3 protein-coding genes are annotated in these 3,427 nt (G+C 69.6%); all 3 read left to right on the forward strand.

The features are described 5' to 3' along the window. Positions 1 to 76: 76 nt before the first annotated feature. Positions 77 to 1,360, forward strand: coding sequence for a phosphoribosylamine--glycine ligase (gene purD / locus PKH97_RS01680; protein ID WP_324385662.1), 1,284 nt, complete (start codon positions 77 to 79; stop codon positions 1,358 to 1,360). Positions 1,361 to 1,384: 24 nt separating this feature from the next. Then, the gene (locus PKH97_RS01685) at positions 1,385 to 2,296 is read left to right on the forward strand and encodes a phosphoribosylaminoimidazolesuccinocarboxamide synthase (protein ID WP_324385663.1); all 912 of its coding nucleotides are present in this window, start codon (positions 1,385 to 1,387) and stop codon (positions 2,294 to 2,296) included. Positions 2,297 to 2,464: 168 nt separating this feature from the next. Next, the coding region (locus PKH97_RS01690) for an SGNH/GDSL hydrolase family protein (protein ID WP_324385664.1) at positions 2,465 to 3,427 on the forward strand (963 nt) is incomplete at its 3' end.

The following is a 3,427-nucleotide window of genomic DNA, read 5'->3' on the forward strand; positions in this document are numbered from 1 at the left end:
TCGACGAATCGTTCGTCGGTGGCTGCCCGAGCTGGCCGCAGACACGCGGCGGGGGCAGGCAGGGAAGAATGGGCGCGTGAAGGTTCTCGTCATCGGGTCCGGCGCCCGCGAACACGCCCTGGTGAAGTCCATCGCGGCCGATCCGATGGTCGATGCGGTCATCGCGGCCCCCGGCAACCCGGGCATCGCCCAGATTGCGCACTGCGAGCCCGTCGACGGCGGCGTCACCAATGGCGCGGCGGTCGTCGAGATCGCCCGGCGGCACGCCGTCGACCTCGTCGTCATCGGCCCAGAGGCCCCGCTCGTCGAGGGGGTCGCCGACGACCTGCGTGACGCAGGCATAGCGACATTCGGTCCCTCCGCACGCGCGGCACAACTCGAGGGATCCAAGGCCTTCGCGAAGCGGATCATGGCCGAAGCCGGGGTCCCTACCGCGCTCGCGCACGTCTGCACCACGCGGGCGGAGGTCGAGGAGGCCCTGGACGCCCTCGGCTTCCCCTATGTCGTCAAGGACGACGGCCTCGCCGCAGGCAAGGGGGTCGTCGTCACCGACGACCGCGAGGCCGCGCTCGCCCATGCCGACGCCTGCCTGGCCCGGCCCGATGGCCGGATCGTCATCGAGGAGTATCTCGACGGGCCGGAAGTCTCGCTCTTCTGCATCAGCGACGGCCGCACCGTCATCCCGCTGGCTCCGGCCCAAGATTTCAAACGTGTCGCCGACGACGATCAAGGCCCCAACACCGGCGGTATGGGCGCGTACTCACCCCTGCCATGGGCCCCACCCGGGCTGGTCGAGGACGTTGTCGAACGGATCGCCAAGCCGACCATCGACCAGATGCGCAATCTCGACATGCCCTTCGTCGGGGTCCTCTACGTCGGCCTGGCATTGACCAGCCGCGGCCCGCGGGTGGTCGAGTTCAACGTCCGCTTCGGCGACCCCGAGACCCAGGTCGTTCTCGACCGGCTCGTCACCTCGCTCGCCGAACTCCTCCTCGCCGCCGCCACCGGCGAACTCGATCACGCCGAGGCCCTCTACTGGCGGCACGAGCCGAGTGTCACCGTGGTCCTGGCCGCCCCCGGTTACCCCGACGCCCCCGAACTCGGCGGCGAGCTGACGGGGCTGGACGACGCGGAATCGGACACGGCATACGTGCTCCACGCCGGGACGACCCGGGACGCCGACGGTGTCCTGCGCGCCAGTGGCGGACGCGTCCTGAGCGTCGTCGGGAGCGGCGCCGACCTGGCCGAGGCGCGCGCTGCGGCATACGCATCGATCGGGCGAATTGGATTGGCGGGCGGGCATTTTCGCCGTGATATCGCGGCCAGGGCCGAGCGCGACGCGATCCTCATCCCCGGCTGACCACGCCCGAAAGGATTCACCACGATGACACCCGCGCTCGATCTGCCCGGCTACCGGCACCTCTATTCGGGCAAGGTGCGCGACCTCTATGTGCCGCTGAACGCAGCCGGCGAGGACGACCCCGACCGGTTGCTTCTCGCGGCCAGCGACCGCATCTCGGCCTATGACGCGATCCTCGACCCGACGATCCCCGACAAGGGCGAGATCCTCAACCGTCTCTCACTCTGGTGGTTCGACCAACTCGCGGACTTGCTGCCCAATCACGTGCTGACGACCGACGTCCCGGATGCCGTCGCCGGGCGCGCCATTCTCGTCCGGCGACTGGACATGGTGCCGGTCGAGTGCGTCGCGCGCGCCTACCTCACCGGTGGTGGCCTGGGCGAGTACGCCGCGACCGGAGCGGTCAGTGGGCTTCCGCTGCCGGCCGGCCTCGTGGACGGCTCGCGGCTGCCGGAGCCGATCTTCACGCCATCGTCGAAGGCGCCCGCCGGAGAGCACGACGAACCCATCACGTATGCCGATGTCGTCGCCCTCGTCGGTCCCGGCCGGGCCGCCGAACTGCGTGAGCTGACCGTGGAGATCCTCCGGCGCGGCAACGCCATCGCCGCGGAGCGCGGCATCCTGCTCGCGGACACCAAGGTCGAGTTCGGCCTTGACGCCGGCGGCGCGCTCGTGCTCGCCGATGAGGTCTTGACCCCCGACTCCTCGCGCTTCTGGCCGGCCGACGAGTGGGTGCCGGGTCGCGCGCAGGCGAGTTTCGACAAGCAGTTTGTGCGCGATTGGCTCACCTCACCGGCCAGCGGGTGGTCCAAGTCCTCCGGGGATGCTCCGCCGCCATTGCCCGCCGAGGTCGTCGAGCAGACCCGCGCCCGCTATGTCGAGGCCTATGAGCGGCTCACGGGCGAGCGCTTCGTGCCGCTCGCGTCGGCCCGATAGGGGCCGCGGCCTGGCCGCTGGCCCCCTGATCGGCGGTTCACGGCGAGGACAGCACGGACGCCGCGGCTTTGCGCATGGGGATGGTGTCGATTCCGTATACGCGGCGGGCCTGAAGACCCTACTCTGCGGTAATCGCCAGTTCACAGGCGAGACCGAAGGAGAGAGTCAATGCGTCGTGCCCCCCAGTCCAGGTCCCTCGCCCGCCGCCCGCTGGGCGTGCTCGCCGGATCGTCCGCCCTTGCCCTGTTCGCCGTCACCGCCGCGCCGGCGGGTGCTGCCGGATCGTCGTATGTAGCGCTCGGCGACAGCTACTCCTCGGGCGTCGGCACCCGCACCTACATCAACGACGGCACGTCCTGCGCCCGCTCGGTCTACGCCTACCCGAGCCTGATCGCCAGCGCAAAGGGCTACGCGCTCAACTTCCGCGCGTGCTCCGGGGCCACCGTGGCCGACGTCACGAACACGCAACTGTCCGCGCTGACGACGAGCACGGCATACGTCACGATGTCGGTGGGCGGTAATGACGCCGGCTTCGCGGGCGTGCTGACCACGTGTGCGCAGCCGTCATGGATGAGCAACTGCATGGGCGCGATCGACAAGGCGCAGGCCTATATCAACAACACCCTGCCGACCTCCCTGTCCACGCTCTATGCCTCGATCCGAGCGCGCTCGCCGCAGGCCAAGGTGACGATCGTTGGCTACCCGCGCATCTTCAACGGCGAGGACTGCAACGCCTTCACCTGGTTCTCGCCGACCGAGGAGGCGCGCCTGAACCAGACGGCCGACCTGCTCAACGCCAAGCTCGCGGCCGTGGCTGCAGCCAACGGCTTCAGTTTTGCCAATCCGTCGAATGCCTTTGTGGGACATGCGGTTTGCGATTCCGCGGAGTGGATCAACGGCCTGTCGAACCCCATCTCGGAGTCCTATCACCCGAAGGTCGTCGGTCACTCCTCGGGCTACTTCCCCGTCGTCAGCCCGTCGGTGACCGGCTCGGTCCTGCGGGTCACGCCCGCTATCCGCGAGCGGGCCGCCGCCTCGGCTGCTCGCCTGGCCGCGCAGCAGCGTGCGTATGCCGCCGCCGACCGCACGATCGTCCCGGAACGTTTCGTGGCTCCCGACCTGACCACCCCC

Source organism: Nostocoides sp., from assembly GCF_035343835.1.
Classification (GTDB): Bacteria; Actinomycetota; Actinomycetes; order Actinomycetales; family Dermatophilaceae; genus Nostocoides_A; species Nostocoides_A vanveenii.